This is a genomic window from Pseudomonas sp. ZT5P21, from assembly GCF_054897785.1.
Map to the genome: position 1 here is coordinate 3199720 of NZ_CM142705.1, position 19250 is coordinate 3218969.

Sequence of the window (19250 nt, forward strand, 5' to 3'; positions counted from 1 at the left end):
AGCGCCATGCAACGCGTTCAAAAACTCACGCCCTGCCTGTGGTTCGATAACCAGGCTGAAGAGGCCGCGAAGTATTACTGCGGCATTTTCGATCATTCAAAAATCACCGCCATCACCCATTACGGCAAGGCCGGTCAGGAAATCCACGGTCAACCCGAAGGCTCGGTCCTGACGGTCAGCTTCGAACTCGACGGGCAAAGCTTCACCTGCCTCAACGGTGGCCCGGCCTTCACATTCAATGAGGCGATCTCGTTTCAGGTCAATTGCCAGACCCAGGAAGAAGTCGACCATTTCTGGGGGCGGCTGTCGGCGGGCGGACCTGTCGAGGCCCAGCAATGCGGCTGGGTCAAGGACAAGTTCGGAGTGTCGTGGCAGATCGTGCCCATCGCAATGATGGACATGCTGAAAAGCCCCGACACGGTAAAATCCCAGCGCGCCATGGCGGCGATGATGCAGATGAAAAAACTCGACATCGCTGCACTGCAACGAGCCTTTGACGGCGAGAGCTAATACACTCCAACGCTGACCTGCCGAGGACAACGACGATGAAGCCCACCGCTGCCAAAGACGCTGACAAGGCCCCACGCTTCTGGCGCGACGACGCCCTGCCCTTCATCGAAGCCCGTTCCATCGCCGACGGCCGCGAGGTCTGCTACACCCGGCATGCTCACGAGCATTTTTCCATTGGTGCGATTACCGCCGGACGCAGTACCTATATCCATGAACAATCGGCGTTTGAGGTCAGCGCCGGCACGGTGGTGCTGATGAATCCCGGCGATGTCCACGCCTGCAACCCGATCGACGACCAGCCGTGGTCGTATTTGATGTTGTATGTCGACACGCCGTGGCTAACCGATTTGCAGCATCAACTCGGGTTCAGCCACGACCTGGCGTTTCGGCGGTTCTCTATCACCCATACGTGTGATGCCAGCCTGTTTACCGGCCTGAAGGCGTTGTACGAAATACTGGTCGACAGCGAGCAGGACGTACTGCGCAAACACAGCGCGGTGGTGGAATTTTTCACCGAGGTGCAGCAACGACTGAACCCCGGCGAACAACCGCTGCGCGAGCCCAATTTCAAACTGGAGCGCGCAGCGGATTTCATCCGCGACCACTGCACGCAACAGCTCAAGCTCGAGGACATTTGCGACGCCGCGCAACTGTCGCCGTCGTACCTGATCCGCGCGTTCAAGCAGCATTACGGCATGACACCCCACGCGTTTCTGGTCAATCGACGCATCCAGTTCGCCCAGGATCGACTGCGCAGCGGCCAACTGATCGCCGACGTGGCGCTGGAAGCAGGGTTCGCCGATCAGGCGCATTTTCAGCGGGCGTTCAAACAGCATCTGGCCGCGACACCGGGGCAGTATCGGGGTTGAGATCAGTGAGTTAGCTGATTTCTGTGGTGAGTGGGTAATCTGTGGCGAGGGGATTTATCCCCGTTGGGCTGCGCAGCGGCCCCAGCATTTTATCTGGCAAATCGCACATACAGGGCTTGCGACGGCTTCGCCGCCGAACGGGGATAAATCCCCTCACCGCAAAATCCGATTAGGGCAGCAACAGATAGATCGCACTCATCACCAGCAACGCCGCCATGATCCGGTTGAACAGGCGCATACCCGCCGGGTTGTTCAAGTAACCGCGCAAAAACGTCCCGGCGTACGCCCAACAGCCGATGGACAGGTAGCAGATCACCAGATACACCGCCGCAAACTGCCAGACCAACCGCGCTTCGCCGTCGGCGACAAACGCGCCCATGCCGGCAACGCAAGCCAGCCAGGCTTTCGGATTGAGCCATTGCATGACCGCGCCGTACACCATCGACGGCGCCCGTGCTGAATCCTTCGCATCGAGCTCACCGTTGTCCGCCGCCAGTTTCCACGCCATGAACAGCAAAAACGCCACACCGCCCAGTTGTACCACCCGCGTCAGCGCCGGCCATGCTTGCAACACCTCATGCAGCCCCAGCCCCATCAACACCAGCAACAACACAAAGCCCAGCGTCGCCCCAGCCACGTGTCGTTGACTGGCGCGAAAACCGAACTGTGCGCCGGAACTCAACGCCACAATGTTCACCGGCCCCGGCGTGATTGACGCTACCAACGCAAACGCCGCCATCGAAATAATCAGACTCATCGCATACCTTCTTCAATTCAGTTGAACCAGCGCTCAAGGTAAAGAGCGGTCCGGGCCATGTATTGAAGAAAACTGCCCACCCGCGTCAGGCATACGGGCCGACCACCCGTTTCACTTTGATCAGCGCTTCTCGAAGTGAAGCCATGTCCACCGACCCCAACGCCAACCGGATCGCATGCGGTACGTGCACAGAGGTTGCAAAAGGTTCGGCGGTTGAGACGGCGACTTGCTCGCGCATCAACTCCACCGCGATCTGGTCCGCCCGGGCTTCTTCCGCCAACGGTAACCAGAGAAAATACGAAGAGGGATGAGTCATGCAGCGCAACCCGTTCAGCAGCTCGGCGGCCATGAATTGCCGGGCCTGTGCGTCCGCACGTTTTTGCGCTTCCAGTTTGCTCACGGTTCCATCGTCCAGCCATGCGCAGACAATCGCCGTCATCACGCCCGGAGTGTTCCAGGTGGTTGCCCTGATTGCGCGCTCCAGCCCAGGCACTTTCTCGACGGGCGCGGCGACGAAGCCGACGCGCAGTCCCGTGGCGACATTCTTGGAGAACCCCGAAACGTAGACGGTCCGTTCCGGCGCCAACTCGGCCAAGGGTGCCGGGGCGTTTTCGACCAGGAAGGCGTACGCGGCGTCTTCAATGATCAACAGGTCATGCTGCCGCGCAATCGACACGAACTGATTGCGCCATTGCGCGTCCATGACCCAGCCCAGCGGATTATGCAGCGTCGGCATGGTGTAGACGGCCCGCACCGACCGGCGTCGGCAAAGCGCTTCGAGCGCCTCAAGATCAGGCCCGGTGTCCGTGGCGGGAATGGGCACGATTTCCAGGTGCAGCGAATCGGCCAGCACCTTGAAACCGGTATAGGTCAGCGCATCCGCCGCGATCACATCGCCCGGTTTCAGCAATGCCATCATCGTCACCGCCAAACCATGCTGAGCACCGCTGACGATCAACACCTGTTCGGCCTGTACGCTCAACCCGCGCGACGTCAAATGGTTCGCGATCGATGCCCGCTCATGCAGGCGCCCGGCATGGGGCTGATAGCGCAGATGGGATTCGAGGTCGCCGGACAAGGCGAGTTGGCGCAAGGCGATTCGCAACAGGTCGGCTTGACCGGGTAATGACGGGTAGTTGAAGTTGAGATCGGCCATGCCCACAGCCACCACATGCTGGCTGACGCCTTGGCCGAGCGGAAGCGAGGTCTCCCTGACGAATGTGCCCCGCCCGGTTTCGCCACTGACCAGTCCCATCGCCTCAAGCTCTGCGTATACCCGGCTGGCGGTGACCAGCGCCAACCCATGCGCAGCGGCGAGCTGACGATGGGTTGGCAGGCGCGTACCGGGCGGCAAATGTCCTGACCGGATGTCTGCGGCAAAGGTATCGACCAGCGACTTGTACCGTAGGCGAGGCATAGGGCGATGTATCCATGACAATTTTTTGATTGTCCCAATAGTCGGTCATACGATGCGTTCAAGGCAACCCGCCGCTTAAACCCTTTGTCGAGTGTGACCCGCAATGGAACGAGTATCGAATCTCAACACCCAGCCGCTGGAAAACACCACGAGCGGCTGGGTCAACGGACTGATCGGCGTGTTGATCTTCAGCGGCTCGCTGCCCGCCACGCGGGTCGCGGTGCTGGAATTCGATCCGGTTTTCCTGACGGTTGCCCGGGCAACCATCGCCGGCGCGCTGGCGCTGTGCCTGCTGTGGCTGTTCAAGGAAAAACGTCCTGCGCGCAACCAACTAGTGTCGCTTGTTATTGTGGCCATGGGCGTGGTGGTCGGGTTTCCGTTGCTGACGGCGCTGGCGCTGCAATACGTGACTTCGGCGCACTCAATTGTTTTCGTGGGTCTGTTGCCGCTCGCGACCGCCGTGTTTGGTGTGGTGCGCGGTGGCGAGCGGCCCCGCCCGGTGTTCTGGTTTTTCTCGATACTGGGAAGCTTGCTGGTGGTGGGATTTGCCGTGTCCCAAGGCCTGACCGCCTCGCCTGAAGGCGACATGCTGATGCTGGCGGCGATCCTGGCCTGCGGCCTCGGTTATGCCGAGGGTGCGAAGCTGTCCCGGACACTGGGCGGCTGGCAGCTGATTTGCTGGGCGCTGGTGCTGTCGCTGCCGGTTATGGCGCTTCTGACCTTGTGGCTCACGCCCGCCTCATTCGCCGGAATCAGCACGCCAGCGTGGTTCAGCCTGGGTTACGTCTCGCTGTTCAGCATGTTGATCGGTTTTGTGTTCTGGTATCGCGGACTGGCGCAAGGCGGGATTGCAGCCGTGGGGCAGTTGCAACTGCTGCAGCCGTTTTTCGGATTGGCGCTGGCGGCGACGTTGCTTCATGAGCAGGTCAGCATCGGGATGCTGGCAGTGACCGTGTCTGTGATCCTGTGCGTGGCTGGCGCGAAGAAGTTCGCGAAGAAGTGATCGATACAAGGAGTGCATGCGAGCTATCGGCACACCCAATCCTGTAGTAGCCGGCTTGCGGGCGATAGCAGTGGATCAATCGACATGTTTATCGCCCGAATCGACGCTATCGCCAGTAAGCCGGCTCCTACAGTTGATCGGTGTTATGACCGATTGCCGGGTCATTATTAGCTGCTGACTGTACGGGTCGTGCCGCACGGCACCTGTGTTAAAAATATCGCTCTGGTTACTGGAGCCGATCATGGACCTCGCCACCCTCACCCTCTTTCTCCCGGCCTGCTTCGCCCTGAACATGGCCCCCGGCCCGAACAACTTGTTGTCGGTCAGCAACTCGACGCGTTACGGTTATCGGACCGCTTGTGTGGCGGGGATTGGTCGACTGCTGGCGTTCGCCGGGATGATCGCCCTTGCCTCGGCCGGGCTGGCGGTGGTGCTGCAAACCTCGGAGTTGTTGTTCTACGGGATCAAGATTGTCGGGGCCGCGTACCTGTTCTACCTCGCCTGGCAATTGTGGCGCGCGGATCCGGGGACGGAAAGTGGTGTGGCCGGTGCGCCAGCGGGGATGCTGACCTTGGCGCGACAGGAGTTTCTGGTGGCGGCCGGCAACCCGAAAGCGATCCTGATCTTCACCGCCTTCCTGCCCCAGTTCGTCGACCCGAGCCAGGCCGTGACGCCGCAATTTGCAATGCTCGGCGCACTGTTCCTGATGCTGGAATGGATCGCCATCGGCGCATACGCCTACATGGGCCTGCACATGCGCCGCTGGTTCGCCAAGCCGCGGGGCAAGCGGATTTTCAACCGTTGCTGTGCAGGATTGTTGTCGGCGGCGGCTTCGGTGTTATTGATGGCGCGCCGCGCCTGAACACCCCCAACTTCCTGTAGGAGCGAGCTTGCTCGCGATGAATTCAAGCGCGCCGCGTGTAGCCAGAAAACACGCGTTATCCTTAAGACCATCGCGAGCAAGCTCGCTCCTACAGGGGCTAACCAGTAATGACAGACATCAAAAATTTCCTGTCGATTTTCCGGTGGAGGCCTGAGGCAGCGCATTCTATGCTCATCCCATGAACCTACAAAACGCCATGCTTCCGCCCCACGCCGAGATGGTTCGCGCCATGCTCGAACGAGACACCACCTACGAGGGGGTGTTTTTTACTGCGGTCAAAACCACCGGCATCTTTTGTCGCCCCAGTTGCACGGCGCGCAAGCCGAAACCGGAGAACGTCGAGTTCTTCGCCCATGCCGATGAGTGCCTGTCCGCCGGCTATCGCGCTTGCCTGCGTTGCAAACCGCTGGACGCCGCCGCCATCGCGCCTGACTGGGTGCAGACGCTGCTCAAGTCGGTGGACGCCGATCCTGACCTGCGCTGGACTGACGCCCAGCTGCTGGCCGAAGGCATCGAGCCGCTGACACTGCGGCGCTGGTTCAAGCAGCATTTCGGCATGACCTTCCACGCCTGGCTGCGCACCCGACGCCTCGGCATGGCGCTGGGCGGAATCAAGCGAGGCGATTCCATCGACCACGCCGCGTTCGATTCCGGTTACGAGTCCCTGAGTGGGTTTCGCGACGCCTTTCAAAAATCCTTTCACATCACCCCCGGCCGCGCGGTCAACAGTGAGCCCTTGCTGTTCACGCGCCTGACCACGCCGCTGGGGCCGATGATTGCCATGGCCGAACGGCGCGGGCTAGTGTTGCTGGAGTTTCTCGACCGGCCGGCGCTGACCCGGGAAGTCGAAGCGTTGCAGAACCGTCATGGCTATGCGGTAGCGCCCGGGCACAATGGTCACCTGCAGCAAATCGAAGAAGAGTTGGCGCAGTATTTCGCCGGCAAGCTGACTGAATTCAAGGTGCCGCTGCACTTGCCCGGCAGCGAGTTCTCCCGACAAGTCTGGGCCGAACTGGCGAAAATCCCCTACGGCCAGACCAGCACCTACGGCACCATCGCCGCGCTGTTAGGCAAACCCGGCGCCAGCCGCGCCGTGGGCCTGGCCAACGGGCACAACCGGATTTCGATAGTCTTGCCCTGCCACCGGGTGATCGGTGCGGACGGCTCATTGACGGGCTATGGTGGCGGACAACCGCGCAAGGCGTTTCTGCTGAGGCTGGAAAATGCTGCGGTGCAGGTCACCCGACAACTCGCGTTCTGACGCTCCGGTGTTTTTCATATTGAACGGTTGACCCGACATGCCCGATCCATATTTGCCCGCGACGGCGTTTCTCGCGTCCATTGATGAAGACTGGGCGCGCCACATCGCTGCCATCGGCCGCTGCCTGCACCAGCCGCATGCGGCGCGCGATCCGTATGAATCGCTGGTGCGGGCGATCGCCTATCAGCAACTGCACGCCAAAGCCGGGGATGCGATTGTCGGCCGGCTGCTGGCGTTGTTTCCTTCTACGGCGTTTCCGCAGCCTGAACAGATTCTGGCAACCGGGTTCGATCAACTGCGCGGGTGCGGCTTCTCCGCGAGCAAAATCGCGACCATACAAGGCATCGCTCAAGCGGCGCTGGATGGCGTGGTGCCGGATTACGCGACGGCGCTGGCCATGGACGATGAAGCGTTGATCGGACGGTTGACCACGTTGCGCGGGGTTGGGCGCTGGACGGTAGAGATGCTGCTGATCTACAGCCTTGAGCGGCCAGATATTCTGCCGGCCGATGATTTCGGGGTACGTGAAGGCTATCGGCGGTTAAAAAGACTGGAGGTGCAGCCGACGCGCAAGCAGATGGTGGAGATCGGGTTGGCGTGGAGCCCGTATCGGACGGTGGCAGCGTGGTATTTGTGGCGGATGCCAGCCAGATAGACCGCGTTATCGTTCTTCGTCGGAACGCCGCCCCGTGCAAGCCCGCACACACATTCGACCGAGCTCTCCCATGAGAATGCGGCCGAATGTGGGGGCTTGCTTGCGAAGGCACTGGCACCGCAAATCCTCCAGGCTGAACCGGACACTTCAATTCACCGGAGGTCCCCATGCTACTCGAAGGTTCGTGCCATTGCGGCGCCGTGTCGTTCAGCCTCACCAGCGCCCACCCCTACCCTTATCAACGTTGCTACTGCTCTATCTGCCGCAAGACCCAAGGCGGTGGTGGTTACTCGGTCAACATCGCGGGTGATGCCGTTAGCCTGAAAGTGCGCGGTCGAAAATCTATCGCGATCTACCACGCACGACTCAAGGATGAAGGCGACAAACGCGCCCACCGCAGCACGGCAGAGCGCCACTTCTGTTCAGTATGTGGCTCAGGGTTATGGCTGTTCAGCCCTGAATGGCCGGAGCTGATTCACCCGTTCGCCTCAGCCATCAATACGGCGCTACCCGTACCACCGGAGTACACGCACGTGATGCTCGAATCGAAAGCGTCGTGGGTGGAGGTTGTGGCGCATGCCAGTGATTGTCAGTGCGAGATCTGGCCCGAGGAATCCATCGCGCAGTGGCACGAACGCCTGGATTTGGTCCGCTGAATCCGGGAAAAACACGGACATCGGTTGAGAGCAAACCGGCTACAAAAGACGACGGCGTGCTATAACTGGATGCGAGGAATATCTCTGGCCAGGGCCTGGGCGAGACCACCGAGGATGTTCACCGACTGCGATGTCAGACCCATATGCGCGCACACCGGGATGCCGCCTGGCATGGATGCATCCAATCTCTTCCAGGGTGCATCATGTTGCGTTCGTTGTGTTTGTCGTTAGCTTCATTTTGCCTGTTTCTCCCTTTTTAAGATTTTTTTTAAAAACCCACATCGCAGTTCTCCGCACCAAACCAACTCCTTGCAAAAGCATGCAATCATTCAAATCGTCACCGCGCGCATTGCAACTTGCCGAGTTCGACTAAAGCTTTTACCTTTCAACGAAAAGCGCAACACAAACATTTCAATATCATAAGTTCATCACACCCAATACAACCAAGGACTGGTTATGAAAGACAAAAAAGTTACTACCTCATGTTTATTAGCTGGAACTTTATTTTTATCAGCATGCACATCCGCCTACGATCTTGGTGAAGACCTTGCCAATGAGTCCGATTCGGTATTACTAAAAAACCAAAATAATAACTACACACATTGGAATGGCATTGGAAAGATATTCTGGAACGCCGCGCCAGTCTGCACCGCAACCCTTCTGGACACCCGAGATAGTAACAACGAGGCCGCTGGCCCGGCTTATTTGCTGACAAATGCACATTGCGTAGTCGGTGTCAGTGGGCCGCGGCCTCCCCCACCGTTTAAAGAAGCCGTGACATTCAATTACTTCAATGACACGCCGGACACTCATAAAAGCTACACAATCAAAGAAACCGTGTGGAAAGATTATAAATATGCCGATCTGGCAATCATGGAGCTTGATGTTCCACTCGCTACGTTGCTAGAAGATGGAATTACCCCTTTGCGATTGGCCTCCGAACGAGCAAAGGAGCCTTCTGACATCCTGATTGTCGGCGCTCCCGGAGGTTTACCGCAAGCCGGGTTGCGGTTGGCAGCCTGCGCTCAGGAGCCTACAGCGGGTACATTGGTTGAACAAGAACGTGCGTATCAGACCACCCTGAAGAATCGCTGCAAGGAAATACGCCCAGGCTCATCGGGAAGCCCCGTACTTGACCGAAGAAGCGGTCACATCCTCAGTGTCCTGGCAACGAGTACCTACGGCGCGACGATTGACGAAAAATGCTTCAAGAATGCTCCATGTGAAGTGAAAAGCGGGCAACCCGAATGGTCGCCCGACACTCATTATTCCCACCCTGTCAATTATTTATCGAGCTGCTTTACCGGCGGTGTATTTAGCAGTGACTCAAACATGTGCACGACCGGCAGTAAATTAGAAGCGTATTTAAAATATTGGCCTACTCAATATATAGCCATGCCTAGAACCGCCACCAGTCCGGATCCATTTATAACTGCAGAGTTTTCGTTAAATAAATCGCACCTTCGATTCAAGACCGTACGAGACGTGGCGCACTGCGAGCTTCCTGACGATTACAGCGCCGCTATTGGTGCAACAGATGCAGAGATCAATGCTCTATTAAGCAGAGACCCTGGCATGCACTTTCTCTGTGTTGTTGGCGTAGAGTCCGCGAATCAGGAGCTTAGTGAGGCGGTTTTGAAAGACGCCTGGATAACTCCCGCGCAACTTGTAGAAAGAACACCAATCAGGATGCCGGAACCCACCATCACGCTGACAGCCCAGTGGAACTACGAAGTCAAATGGAAGTACCTGAGCCCGCTCTATTCAGGCACGCTGTATTATGCAGGCCCGACAAAAGATACAGACTGCAGCACAATAAAAATTGCCGACTACATCGACAATCACAACGGCGTGACTTTCAGAGCAGAACAGCTGCCCTTGACGCTGTGCAGTCGAAATCTGGATTCAAGTGATCGTTACTCGAAAGTCAGGACTGATCTGCTCGCATTGCCGTGAATGATCAGACTTCTCCGAGGTGTGCTAAACAATGTCACCCGTTAATCTCACAAGATTAACGGTGTGTGTGTCTTTATCAGCTCACGGGCATCAGCGTCGGTACACCGCTGTGAAAGCGGAACTCCACATCGGGTGATTCGATCAGTTCCTGCTCGGCAGCGCGAACCCGGTCGATCACCTGGGCGATATCCTTGGCGTCACCGTACTGATAAGCCAGTTTCAGATAACCCTGAAAATGCCGGGCCTCGCTTTTCAGCAAACCGAAGTAAAACTTGCCCAGTTCTTCATCCAAATGCGGCACCAGCGCCTCGAAACGCTCGCAACTGCGGGCTTCGATGAACGCGCCAACCACCAAGGTATCCACCAGTTTCACCGGTTCGTGACTGCGCACCACTTTGCGCAGCCCCGAGGCGTAACGCCCGGCGGATAGCTGGCGAAGCTCGATCTTGCGCTTTTTCATCAGGCGCATGACCTGTTCGTGGTGCACCAGTTCTTCCCTGGCCAGGCGCGACATCAGATTGATCAGGTCGACGTGGGAATGGTATTTGGCGATCAGGCTCAATGCCGTGCTGGCGGCCTTGAATTCGCAGTTCTTGTGGTCGATCAGCAGCGTTTCCTGATCGGCCAGCGCGGCCCGGACCCAGCCGTCGGGGGTGCGGCAGCCAAGGAACTCGTGAATTTCGGGAAGGATCATGGGGCTCACGGATAAAGGGTTCAAAACGAAGGGCGCCGATTATACCGGCCCGTCGCCAGACCACCAGCCGCGACCGTTGATATGCATCAAGTCCCGGATGCGCGACCAGCAACTATAGTTGTCCAACGCCAAGCGTTTTTACTCTCTGGAGATCCCGATCATGCAAGCCATTCGCAGCATCCTGGTGGTCATCGAACCCGAACACTCGGAAAGCCTGGCGCTTAAACGGGCCAAATTGATTGCCGGGGTAACCCAGGCACATCTGCATCTGCTGGTCTGCGACCGCAAACATGACCACAGCGGCATGCTCGGCGTGCTCAAGGCGGCGCTGCTCGCGGACGGCTACAGCGTCACCACCGAGCAGGCGTGGAACGAAAGCCTGCACGAAACCATTGTCGATGTGCAGCAGGCGGAAGGCTGCGGGTTGGTGATCAAGCAGCATTTCCCCGACAGCCCATTGAAAAAGGCCCTGCTGACCCCGGCGGACTGGAAACTGCTGCGTTATTGTCCGACGCCGGTGCTGCTGGTCAAAACGTCCAAGCCATGGACGGGCGGAGTCATTCTGGCGGCGATCGACGTAGGCAACACCGATGGTGAACACCGCACATTGCACGCCGCCATTGTCGATCACGGCTATGACATCGCCAGCCTGGCCAAGGCTCATCTGCACGTGGTCAGCGCCCATCCGTCACCGATGCTGTCGGCGGCTGATCCGACCTTGCAGCTCAGCGAAACCATCGAGGCGCGCTATCGAGAACAGTGCAAGGCGTTTCAGGCTGAATTCGACATTGACGACAAGCATCTGCATATCGAGGAAGGGCCGGCGGATGTGTTGATTCCGTTCATGGTGCACAAATTGGGTGCGGCGGTGACCGTGATCGGCACTGTCGCGCGATCCGGGTTGTCCGGGGCGTTGATCGGTAATACGGCGGAAGTGGTGCTGGATGCGGTGGAGAGTGATGTGCTGGTGCTGAAGCCGGATACGATCATGGATCATCTGGAGGAGATCGTTACCCAGCATTGAGACCTGTGGTGCCGATAGATGGCCTTCGCGAGCAAGCCCGCCCCCACATTGGGTCGATGTCGTTCACACATTCTGTGTCCGCATCAAATTCAATGTGGGAGCGGGCTTGCTCGCGAAGCTTTTAAGATTTAGCCGCCAAAGGCGTCCTTGAGGAAACCGGGCGTTATGTAGCGCTGGTAATGCGCCTCCGAGAGCAAAAAGAACTCCCGATCAATCGCATCCCGCAGTTCCGGCAGGTTCCAGTCGCGAAACTCCGGCAGCAGCACCATCCCGTAGGCCTCCAAATTATTGATCACCCGCGCGCCACGAGCGATCAACTGATACGCCCAGCAATATTCCGACTGATGCGGCACGAAGCGAATCTTGCGCTGTTCCAGCTGCAACCTCAGCAGCGACGGATCAAAAACTTCTACCTTGGCGGCCATCACCTGGGACAACAGCTGCTCAAGACGCAGCCAGACCGCGCGTTTTTCCTCCTCGTTGTAACCGTTCCAATGAATCACTTCATGGTGGAAACGCTTGCAGCCACGACAGACCAGGTCACCGTAAACAGTGGAGCAAAGGCCGACGCAGGGGGTCTTGATGGTCTGATTGGGCATAGGTCAGGAGAACACGGGAAAGCAGAACAGGTCGGCATGTTAGCCCTTTGTCTAACATTCATCACCCCTCAAAGTTTGGGGCCTAACTTACCTTTAATTTTTTTTTGCCGTAGAATCAGCCAGCCTTTTAAGGCGCCAATGTCCGTTAGAAGCTGTTTTCAAAGCGTCACGAGCACAGTCGTTCCTTCAGAGCGGTGTTGGCGAAGGGTTTTTCCAGCGGGGAAAAGCCCAACGCCAACCCTCATCAGCTCCCCGTTCTGCAGGCGTAAAACTTTGAAAGCAGCTTCTGTAAGGAATTGTCGGTAATTCTGGCTAAGCGGCCCAAAACGCCACGCAGCGCATGAGTACGGCAATTTCGGGATGAGCGTCCCGGACACCCATTTGGGACCACTGATGAGGGTAATAACTGTGCTTGAAGCCTACCGCAAACATATCGAAGAGCGTGCAGCACTGGGTATCGTTCCCCAGCCGCTTAACGCCGAACAAACTGCAGGCCTGGTCGAGCTGCTGAAGAATCCCCCGGCTGGCGAAGAAGCATTCCTCGTTGACCTGATCACCAATCGCATTCCGCCTGGTGTGGACGAAGCGGCCTATGTAAAAGCCGGCTTCCTCTCTGCCCTGGCCAAAGGCGAAGCCACCTCCCCTCTGATCGACAAGAAGCGCGCTGTTGAACTGCTCGGCACCATGCAGGGCGGCTACAACATCGTGACCCTGGTTGACCTGCTCGACAGCGCCGAACTGGCCCCTGTCGCTGCCGCTCAGCTCAAGCACACCCTGCTGATGTTCGATGCGTTCCACGACGTCGCGGAAAAAGCCCGCAACGGCAACGAACACGCCAAAGGCGTGATCCAGTCCTGGGCTGACGGCGAGTGGTTCCGCAACCGCCCTGTCCTGGCCGACAAGATCAGCCTGCGCGTATTCAAGGTCACCGGCGAAACCAACACTGACGACCTGTCCCCTGCTCCGGACGCCTGGTCCCGCCCGGACATCCCGCTCCACGCCCTCGCCATGCTGAAAATGGCCCGTGAAGGCATCGTGCCGGACGCCCAGGGCGTCACCGGCCCGATGAAGCAGATCGAAGAAATGCGCGGTCAAGGCTTCCCTATCGCTTACGTTGGCGACGTGGTCGGTACCGGTTCCTCGCGTAAATCGGCGACCAACTCGGTGCTGTGGTTCTTCGGCGACGACGTTCCTTACGTGCCGAACAAGCGTGCTGGCGGTTTCTGCTTCGGCAGCAAAATCGCTCCGATCTTCTACAACACCATGGAAGATGCGGGCGCACTGCCGATCGAATTCGACGTCACCAACATGAACATGGGCGACGTGATCGACCTGTATCCGCATGCTGGCAAAGTCTGCAAACACGGCACTGACGAAGTCCTGACCACCTTCGAAATGAAGACCCCGGTTCTGTTGGACGAAGTACGTGCCGGCGGTCGTATCCCGCTGATCATCGGTCGCGGCCTGACCGACAAGGCCCGTGCCGAGCTGGGCCTGGGCCCTACCGATCTGTTCAAACTGCCGGAAGCACCTGTCGACACCGGCAAGGGCTACACCCTGGCACAGAAGATGGTCGGCAAGGCTTGCGGCCTGCCAGAAGGCAAAGGCGTCCGTCCAGGTACTTACTGCGAACCGAAAATGACTACCGTCGGTTCCCAGGACACCACCGGTCCGATGACCCGTGACGAACTGAAAGACCTGGCGTGCCTGGGCTTCTCGACCGATCTGGTGATGCAGTCCTTCTGCCACACCGCGGCCTATCCAAAGCCGATCGACGTGACCACCCACCACACCCTGCCAGACTTCATCATGACCCGTGGCGGCGTTTCCCTGCGTCCGGGCGACGGCATCATCCACAGCTGGCTGAACCGCATGCTGCTGCCGGATACCGTCGGTACCGGTGGTGACTCGCACACCCGTTTCCCGATGGGCATTTCGTTCCCGGCCGGTTCCGGTCTGGTTGCGTTTGCCGCCGCCACCGGCGTTATGCCACTGGACATGCCGGAATCGATCCTGGTGCGCTTCAAAGGCGAAATGCAACCGGGCGTCACCCTGCGTGACCTGGTTCACGCCATTCCTTACTTCGCGATTCAGGCTGGCCTGTTGACCGTTGAGAAGAAAGGCAAGAAGAACGCCTTCTCCGGCCGCATTCTGGAAATCGAAGGCCTGGACAACCTGAGCATCGAGCAGGCTTTCGAGCTGTCCGACGCTTCGGCCGAACGTTCGGCTGCCGGTTGCACCATCAAGCTGTCGAAAGAGTCGATCACCGAGTACCTCAACTCCAACATCACCCTGCTGCGCTGGATGATCGGCGAAGGCTACGGCGATGCGCGTACTTTGGAACGTCGCGCTCAAGCGATGGAAGCCTGGGTCGCCAATCCTGAGTTGATGGTTGCCGATGCTGACGCCGAATACGCTGAAGTCATCGAAATTGACCTGGCCGATATCAAAGAGCCTGTGCTCTGCGCGCCGAACGATCCGGACGATGCTCGTCTGCTGTCCAGCGTTGCCGGCGAGAAGATCGACGAAGTGTTCATCGGTTCGTGCATGACCAACATCGGGCACTTCCGCGCTGCCGGCAAGTTGCTGGATCAGGTCAAAGGTCAGCTTCCAACCCGTCTGTGGCTGTCGCCGCCGACCAAAATGGACGCTCATCAGCTGACTGAAGAAGGCTACTACGGCATCTACGGCAAGGCTGGCGCACGCATGGAAATGCCAGGCTGCTCGCTGTGCATGGGTAACCAGGCACGTGTAGAGCCGAACTCGACTGTGGTGTCGACGTCGACCCGTAACTTCCCGAACCGTCTGGGTGACGGCGCGAACGTTTACCTGGCTTCGGCCGAGTTGGCGTCCGTTGCGTCCATCCTGGGTCGCCTGCCGACTGTCGAGGAGTACATGGAATACGCTGGCAAGATCGACAGCATGGCGGCCGATGTTTACCGCTACCTGTCCTTCGACCAGATCGCCGAGTTCCGTGAAGCTGCTGCGAACGCCAATATTCCGGTGGTTCAAGCCTAACGTTACAACGCAATAAAAAACGCCGCCATCGTGAGATGCGCGGCGTTTTTTTATGCCGTACAACGATCAAATGTGGGAGCGGGCTTGCCCGCGAAGACGGACATACAGCCCCGCAGATCAATCAGGCACTCAGCGAATAAATCAACGCTGAAATAGCCACCAAACCAACAGCCGTCACAAACACGTTGGACGCCTGACCACGAAAGCGTGCCATCGCCGGCACCTTGCGAATCGCGTACATCGGCATCAGGAACAGAATCGCCGCAATGACCGGGCCACCCAAGGTTTCGATCATCCCGAGAATACTCGGGTTCAGCGTCGCAACGATCCAGCACACCACCAACATGAACGCTGCAGTCATACGGTCCAGCGTCTTCGGTGCCGGACGCTTGCCACTCTTCACGATCAAGCCTTTCAAGCCTTCACTGGCACCGATGTAATGCCCAAGGAACGACTTGGAGATCGCCACGAACGCGATCAATGGCGCCGCAAACGCGATGGTCGGGTTGCTGAAGTGGTTGGCCAGGTACGACAGGATCGACAGGTTCTGCGCCTTCGCTTCCGCCAGTTGCGCCGGCGACAGGGTCAGCACGCAGCTGAACACGAAGAACAGCACCATCACCACCATCAACACGTGCGCGCGGGACAGGATCTGCGAGCTGCGCGCTTCGGCGTGGTCACCATAGCGGCGCTTCTGGTCCACCGCGAACGCCGAGATGATCGGTGAATGGTTGAACGAGAACACCATCACCGGAATGGCCAGCCACAAGGTGTGCAACAGCGCCGACGGCTCAGGCAGCGTCGATGCGGTGGACAGGATGCCACCATTCCAGTGCGGAATGAGGAACGCCGCCAGAAACAGCAAGGCCACGATAAACGGATAGACCATCAGGCTCATGGCCTTGACAATCACTTGCTCACCGCAACGCACCACCGCCAGCAAGCCAAGGATCAGTACAAACGACAACACAGCGCGTGGCGGCGGCATGATGTGCAACTGGTGCTCAAGGAAACTGCCTACGGTGTTGGTCAGCGCCACGCTGTAGATCAGCAGGATCGGAAAGATCGCGAAGAAGTACAGCAAGGTGATCAGCGCACCGGCCTTAATGCCGAAGTGTTCTTCCACCACTTCAGTAATGTCTGCGCCTTCGCGTCCGGACAACACGAAGCGGGTCAGGCCACGGTGTGCGTAAAAAGTCATCGGGAACGCCAGCAACGCCAGGATCAGTAACGGCCAGAAGCCGCCCAAACCCGCGTTGATCGGCAAAAACAGGGTACCGGCCCCGATGGCCGTACCAAACAGGCCGAGCATCCAGGTGGTGTCATGGCGACTCCAGCCCTCAAGGCTGACAGGGTTCGCCGCTACATAGCGTTCATTGACACTATTGGCCTGATCATTCATCCGGTGGGATCTCCGCATTCCGGTCAGTTGCTACCCGACCAAGGCGAGTCGGAAAAATCCGACAGGCAGCGCCATGGCCGAAACAGGGGCGCGATTGTCCGGGATTAATGAGCAGAAGCAAAGACTTAGCTGAGAAGTGGGTGTACGGATCAGATGATGATACGAATACGCCCCACCTGTGGGAGCGAGCTTGCTCGCGATGGCGGCGAGTCAGTCGACAGCAATGTTGAATGATTAACCGCAATCGCGAGCAAGCTCGCTCCCACAGGGATATTCAGCGCATTGGAGATTTGGGGCACCTGCGTTTCATCGTCAAACGCAGCTTCAGCTTGATAAAGGTCTGACGTCATGTATTTTAAAGTCATCTTCATGACTCATTGAGGGTAACGCCATGCCACTCGTTCGCGTCGACATCAAAAAGCATCAGGACCCCACGCACGCCAAACGCATCGGCCAGCTGATTTACGCCGCCATGCATAGCGCCATCGGTGTGCCGGAAAACGATAATTTCCAGATCCTCGCCGAACACGATGAGCAGCACTTCATCTTTGATCCGCAATACCTGGGGATCAATCGTACCGACCAACTGGTGGTGATTCAGATCACCCTGAGCGAAGGCCGAACCGTCGAGCAGAAGAAGCTGCTCTACAAAACCATCGCCGAGAGTCTGAACGCAGAGTTGGCGGTGCGGCTAGAGGACGTATTCATCAATCTGGTCGAAGTGAAAAAAGAAAACTGGTCGTTCGGCAACGGAATTGCCCAGTACGCCTTCTGACCGCCATCCTTCATCTTTGTGAGCCGCCAATGCCCCGTGTTTCCCGCAAGCAAGCCGAACTCAACCGCGAGATCATCGTCGAAGCGGCCACGCGCCTGTTTCGCGAACGGGGGGTTCACGGCATCAGCGTCATCGACGTCATGGCGGCAGCGGGCCTGACCCATGGCGGTTTCTATGGGCATTTCGAGTCCAAGGAAGCCTTGGCTCAGGAGGCCAGCGGCCGCGCATTCCAGCAATCGGCAGACCGCTGGAAGGAATGGATCGCCGCCAATGAAGACAAGAACGCCGCCCGCCAAGCCGTGATCGCACCCTACTTGTCGGCCGCCAGCCGCGACAATCCGGGCGACAGTTGCCCGGTGGCGGCGTTTGCCGGGGACATGTGCCACGAAACTGCGGAAAGTGGCCTGCGCACAACTTTCATGGAAGGCCTCGGCTCATTGCTCGACACGTTCGCTCCCCTGATGAACACCGGCGATGACGCCTGTGATCGTCGGCAGGCGCTGGTGCAATTTTCCCTCATGGTCGGCGCGCTGACCTTGGCGCGCGCCTCCCGTGGCGACCCGTTGTCCGATGAAATCCTGCAGGCTGCACGCACCTTTTTGACAGCTGAGTAACCTCTCGCTCCTGTTCCGCTATGATCATCTGGCAGTGCTGCGATCTTTGGTCGTCGCCAATGCGTTTTTAAGCCAGCAATCTCTAAGGATATTCAAGCCACAGGAGCCCAGCATGCCCGCAAACGTTCTGGTACTGGTCGAAACCATCAATGATTACTTGCCGATTCTCGAACATCAGGGCTTTCACCTGATTCTGGCGCCAACCCCCGCCGAGCGGGCGGAGGCCATTTCGACCCACGGCGCGCGTATCGATGCAGTGCTGACCCGCGGCCCGCTGGGCCTGTATGCCGATGAAATCGCTGCACTGCCGGCGCTTAAAATAATTTGCGTGATGGGTGCAGGTTACGAACAGGTCGACCTGCAGGCCGCTGCCGACCGGGGTATTACGGTGACCAGTGGCGCGGGGGTCAACGCCTCTTCGGTGGCCGACCATGCAATGGCCATGCTGCTTGCGATGGTGCGTGACATCCCCCGCTGCGATGCTGCCGTGCGCCGAGGCGAGTGGCCGAAAATCATGCGCCCTTCCCTGGCCGGCAAACGCCTGGGCATTCTCGGCCTCGGCGCTGTCGGAATGGCCATCGCCAAACGCGCGGCCAACGGTTTCGACATGACCGTCAGCTACCACAACCGCCAGCACCGCAGCGACGTACCGTACAGCTTCTGCTCGACACCGACGGAACTGGCCCGCGCCTCGGATTTCCTGGTGGTGGCCACGCCCGGCGGGCTCGGCACCCGAAGCCTGATCAACCGATCTGTGCTGGATGCCTTGGGGCCCAACGGATTCATCGTCAACATCGCCCGGGCCAGCGTAGTGGTGACCGCCGATCTGATCAGCGCTCTGGAGCAACGACGCATTGCCGGCGCGGCGCTGGATGTCTTCGATAATGAACCGCAGGTGCCGGACGCCCTGAAATCACTGAGCAACGTGATTCTCACGCCGCACGTCGCGGGCCTGTCCCCCGAAGCGACTCGGGGCACCGTCGAGCTCGTCGGGCGCAACCTGATGGCGTACTTTTCCGGCGAACCGGTGCTCACCCCCATCGACCTGCCGGTGTCCGAGAACAAAGCCGTTCTGTAGGACCATTCAAACAGGTGTATCAAAAGCAATGATTGCCCGGCAACACCCTCACCTATAAGGGGCGATCATGGTTGTGGGG

At 58.6% G+C, this 19250-nt stretch carries 19 protein-coding genes; 13 read left to right on the forward strand and 6 right to left on the reverse strand.

All coding sequences use genetic code 11. The features are described from left to right. Positions 1–6: 6 nt before the first annotated feature. Both ACYZT9_RS14935 and ACYZT9_RS14940 read left to right on the forward strand, forming a co-directional pair. The gene (locus ACYZT9_RS14935; RefSeq protein ID WP_462006202.1) at positions 7–510 is read left to right on the forward strand and encodes a VOC family protein; all 504 of its coding nucleotides are present in this window, start codon (positions 7–9) and stop codon (positions 508–510) included. A gap of 35 nt (positions 511–545) precedes the next feature. Next, entirely contained in the window at positions 546–1379 is an 834-nt protein-coding gene (locus ACYZT9_RS14940) for an AraC family ligand binding domain-containing protein (protein WP_462006203.1), read from the forward strand. Between the two features lie 169 nt (positions 1380–1548). Here ACYZT9_RS14940 and ACYZT9_RS14945 read toward each other — a convergent pair whose 3' ends face one another. Beyond that, positions 1549–2136 (reverse strand): LysE family translocator, encoded by a 588-nt coding sequence (locus ACYZT9_RS14945; protein WP_462006204.1) that lies wholly within the window; start codon positions 2134–2136, stop codon positions 1549–1551. Positions 2137–2221: 85 nt separating this feature from the next. After that, positions 2222–3553 carry an aminotransferase-like domain-containing protein gene (locus tag ACYZT9_RS14950; RefSeq protein WP_462006205.1) on the reverse strand — a complete coding sequence of 444 codons (1332 nt, stop codon included), beginning with the start codon at positions 3551–3553 and terminating at the stop codon, positions 2222–2224. A 103-nt stretch (positions 3554–3656) separates the two neighbouring features. Between ACYZT9_RS14950 and ACYZT9_RS14955 the strand changes: the two genes are divergently transcribed. The 6 genes from ACYZT9_RS14955 to ACYZT9_RS14980 all read left to right on the forward strand — a co-directional run bounded on the left by ACYZT9_RS14955 (position 3657) and on the right by ACYZT9_RS14980 (position 9967). Then, the gene (locus ACYZT9_RS14955; RefSeq protein ID WP_462006206.1) at positions 3657–4556 is read left to right on the forward strand and encodes a DMT family transporter; all 900 of its coding nucleotides are present in this window, start codon (positions 3657–3659) and stop codon (positions 4554–4556) included. 241 nt (positions 4557–4797) lie between these two features. After that, positions 4798–5418 (forward strand): LysE family translocator, encoded by a 621-nt coding sequence (locus tag ACYZT9_RS14960; protein ID WP_462006207.1) that lies wholly within the window; start codon positions 4798–4800, stop codon positions 5416–5418. 199 nt (positions 5419–5617) lie between these two features. Further along, positions 5618–6700 carry a bifunctional transcriptional activator/DNA repair enzyme AdaA gene (locus tag ACYZT9_RS14965; RefSeq protein ID WP_462006208.1) on the forward strand — a complete coding sequence of 361 codons (1083 nt, stop codon included), beginning with the start codon at positions 5618–5620 and terminating at the stop codon, positions 6698–6700. A 37-nt stretch (positions 6701–6737) separates the two neighbouring features. Next, entirely contained in the window at positions 6738–7355 is a 618-nt protein-coding gene (locus ACYZT9_RS14970) for a DNA-3-methyladenine glycosylase family protein (RefSeq protein WP_462006209.1), read from the forward strand. A 167-nt stretch (positions 7356–7522) separates the two neighbouring features. Further along, the gene (locus tag ACYZT9_RS14975; RefSeq protein ID WP_462006210.1) at positions 7523–8011 is read left to right on the forward strand and encodes a GFA family protein; all 489 of its coding nucleotides are present in this window, start codon (positions 7523–7525) and stop codon (positions 8009–8011) included. A gap of 456 nt (positions 8012–8467) precedes the next feature. Then, on the forward strand, positions 8468–9967 hold the full coding sequence (locus tag ACYZT9_RS14980) for a trypsin-like serine peptidase (RefSeq protein ID WP_462006211.1): 1500 nt from the start codon (positions 8468–8470) through the stop codon (positions 9965–9967). 76 nt (positions 9968–10043) lie between these two features. On the opposite strand, the gene ACYZT9_RS14985 is transcribed toward ACYZT9_RS14980, so the two are convergent. Next, positions 10044–10661 (reverse strand): MiaE family protein, encoded by a 618-nt coding sequence (locus ACYZT9_RS14985; protein WP_462006212.1) that lies wholly within the window; start codon positions 10659–10661, stop codon positions 10044–10046. Between the two features lie 160 nt (positions 10662–10821). Here ACYZT9_RS14985 and ACYZT9_RS14990 point away from each other — a divergent pair, with 160 nt between their 5' ends. After that, on the forward strand, positions 10822–11685 hold the full coding sequence (locus tag ACYZT9_RS14990; protein ID WP_462006213.1) for a universal stress protein: 864 nt from the start codon (positions 10822–10824) through the stop codon (positions 11683–11685). Positions 11686–11813: 128 nt separating this feature from the next. Here the strand turns inward: ACYZT9_RS14990 and ACYZT9_RS14995 are convergent, their stop codons facing one another. After that, on the reverse strand, positions 11814–12284 hold the full coding sequence (locus ACYZT9_RS14995) for a DUF1289 domain-containing protein (protein WP_462006214.1): 471 nt from the start codon (positions 12282–12284) through the stop codon (positions 11814–11816). Between the two features lie 408 nt (positions 12285–12692). Here ACYZT9_RS14995 and acnB point away from each other — a divergent pair, with 408 nt between their 5' ends. After that, entirely contained in the window at positions 12693–15302 is a 2610-nt protein-coding gene (acnB, locus tag ACYZT9_RS15000) for a bifunctional aconitate hydratase 2/2-methylisocitrate dehydratase (protein ID WP_462010228.1), read from the forward strand. A 121-nt stretch (positions 15303–15423) separates the two neighbouring features. Here the strand turns inward: acnB and ACYZT9_RS15005 are convergent, their stop codons facing one another. Together ACYZT9_RS15005 and ACYZT9_RS15010 are read right to left on the reverse strand one after the other, a co-directional pair. Continuing rightward, positions 15424–16704: a serine/threonine transporter gene (locus tag ACYZT9_RS15005; RefSeq protein ID WP_462006215.1), complete on the reverse strand. Its 1281-nt coding sequence runs from the start codon at positions 16702–16704 to the stop codon at positions 15424–15426. A 149-nt stretch (positions 16705–16853) separates the two neighbouring features. Beyond that, complete coding sequence (locus ACYZT9_RS15010; protein WP_462006216.1) at positions 16854–17069, reverse strand: hypothetical protein; 216 nt, start codon at positions 17067–17069, stop codon at positions 16854–16856. Positions 17070–17095: 26 nt separating this feature from the next. Here ACYZT9_RS15010 and ACYZT9_RS15015 point away from each other — a divergent pair, with 26 nt between their 5' ends. The 3 genes from ACYZT9_RS15015 (at position 17096) to ACYZT9_RS15025 (ending at position 19171) form a co-directional block, all read left to right on the forward strand. Then, on the forward strand, positions 17096–17479 hold the full coding sequence (locus tag ACYZT9_RS15015; RefSeq protein WP_462006217.1) for a tautomerase family protein: 384 nt from the start codon (positions 17096–17098) through the stop codon (positions 17477–17479). A gap of 29 nt (positions 17480–17508) precedes the next feature. After that, positions 17509–18093: a TetR/AcrR family transcriptional regulator gene (locus ACYZT9_RS15020; protein ID WP_462006218.1), complete on the forward strand. Its 585-nt coding sequence runs from the start codon at positions 17509–17511 to the stop codon at positions 18091–18093. Between the two features lie 112 nt (positions 18094–18205). Further along, positions 18206–19171 carry a 2-hydroxyacid dehydrogenase gene (locus ACYZT9_RS15025; protein ID WP_462006219.1) on the forward strand — a complete coding sequence of 322 codons (966 nt, stop codon included), beginning with the start codon at positions 18206–18208 and terminating at the stop codon, positions 19169–19171. Positions 19172–19250: the final 79 nt, after the last annotated feature.

Excerpts from the sequence above, each read along its gene's own strand:
- ACYZT9_RS15020 (WP_462006218.1), top strand. The coding sequence starts at position 17,509 with ATGCCCCGTGTTTCCCGCAAGCAAGCCGAACTCAACCGCGAGATCATC.
- ACYZT9_RS15005 (WP_462006215.1), bottom strand. The coding sequence starts at position 16,704 with ATGAATGATCAGGCCAATAGTGTCAATGAACGCTATGTAGCGGCGAAC.
- ACYZT9_RS14935 (WP_462006202.1), top strand. The coding sequence starts at position 7 with ATGCAACGCGTTCAAAAACTCACGCCCTGCCTGTGGTTCGATAACCAG.
- ACYZT9_RS14985 (WP_462006212.1), bottom strand. The coding sequence starts at position 10,661 with ATGATCCTTCCCGAAATTCACGAGTTCCTTGGCTGCCGCACCCCCGAC.
- ACYZT9_RS14980 (WP_462006211.1), top strand. The coding sequence starts at position 8,468 with ATGAAAGACAAAAAAGTTACTACCTCATGTTTATTAGCTGGAACTTTA.
- ACYZT9_RS14990 (WP_462006213.1), top strand. The coding sequence starts at position 10,822 with ATGCAAGCCATTCGCAGCATCCTGGTGGTCATCGAACCCGAACACTCG.
- ACYZT9_RS14940 (WP_462006203.1), top strand. The coding sequence starts at position 546 with ATGAAGCCCACCGCTGCCAAAGACGCTGACAAGGCCCCACGCTTCTGG.
- ACYZT9_RS14965 (WP_462006208.1), top strand. The coding sequence starts at position 5,618 with ATGAACCTACAAAACGCCATGCTTCCGCCCCACGCCGAGATGGTTCGC.
- ACYZT9_RS14970 (WP_462006209.1), top strand. The coding sequence starts at position 6,738 with ATGCCCGATCCATATTTGCCCGCGACGGCGTTTCTCGCGTCCATTGAT.
- ACYZT9_RS14975 (WP_462006210.1), top strand. The coding sequence starts at position 7,523 with ATGCTACTCGAAGGTTCGTGCCATTGCGGCGCCGTGTCGTTCAGCCTC.
- ACYZT9_RS15025 (WP_462006219.1), top strand. The coding sequence starts at position 18,206 with ATGCCCGCAAACGTTCTGGTACTGGTCGAAACCATCAATGATTACTTG.
- ACYZT9_RS14950 (WP_462006205.1), bottom strand. The coding sequence starts at position 3,553 with ATGCCTCGCCTACGGTACAAGTCGCTGGTCGATACCTTTGCCGCAGAC.
- ACYZT9_RS14960 (WP_462006207.1), top strand. The coding sequence starts at position 4,798 with ATGGACCTCGCCACCCTCACCCTCTTTCTCCCGGCCTGCTTCGCCCTG.
- ACYZT9_RS15015 (WP_462006217.1), top strand. The coding sequence starts at position 17,096 with ATGCCACTCGTTCGCGTCGACATCAAAAAGCATCAGGACCCCACGCAC.
- ACYZT9_RS14945 (WP_462006204.1), bottom strand. The coding sequence starts at position 2,136 with ATGAGTCTGATTATTTCGATGGCGGCGTTTGCGTTGGTAGCGTCAATC.
- ACYZT9_RS14955 (WP_462006206.1), top strand. The coding sequence starts at position 3,657 with ATGGAACGAGTATCGAATCTCAACACCCAGCCGCTGGAAAACACCACG.
- ACYZT9_RS14995 (WP_462006214.1), bottom strand. The coding sequence starts at position 12,284 with ATGCCCAATCAGACCATCAAGACCCCCTGCGTCGGCCTTTGCTCCACT.
- ACYZT9_RS15010 (WP_462006216.1), bottom strand. The coding sequence starts at position 17,069 with ATGACTTTAAAATACATGACGTCAGACCTTTATCAAGCTGAAGCTGCG.